The following is a 459-nucleotide window of genomic DNA, read 5'->3' on the forward strand; positions in this document are numbered from 1 at the left end:
ATCCAGTTGTGCTACAGCTGCATATAAAATAGATGAGGCAACATTTCACTATCGCCTCATCTATTGTACGGTTAAAACGCTGGTGAATCAAGGTCAGAAGCACCCAAAACGTGAGAAATTGCTTTTGCGAGCTCTTCCTCAGTTAAATGCAATTCAAATAATCCCAATTTCATAAATGACCGCCAAGCATGGGCGAAATCACTTTGGCGCTTCTGATGATAACTGTTTAACAGCATCGTCTTAATGCCCATAAATTGATGAGCTAGCCGCATTTGTGGAAAACGGGCAAACTTCTCAATATCAGCATCTTCCAACACCATCAAATGCGTCCACTGTTGCTTTAAACTGATCAACAAAAATTGACTCAAGGCCGTGGCATACAAATCAACAATCGTTGCTTCACCCGTCACAACAGCATCATGGGGTACATCCCCATTCACCGCATCAACCCGGCGCATT

At 43.1% G+C, this 459-nt stretch carries 1 protein-coding gene; it reads right to left on the minus strand.

Translation table 11 applies throughout. From position 1 onward, the window contains the following. Positions 1-71: 71 nt before the first annotated feature. Positions 72-459, minus strand: a 388-nt coding sequence (locus tag C1I95_RS37460) for a hypothetical protein (RefSeq protein ID WP_199524054.1), incomplete at its 5' end; no start/stop codon positions are given.

The organism is Micromonospora craterilacus (genome assembly GCF_003236315.1).
In the GTDB taxonomy this organism is placed as follows: Bacteria; Actinomycetota; Actinomycetes; order Mycobacteriales; family Micromonosporaceae; genus Micromonospora; species Micromonospora craterilacus.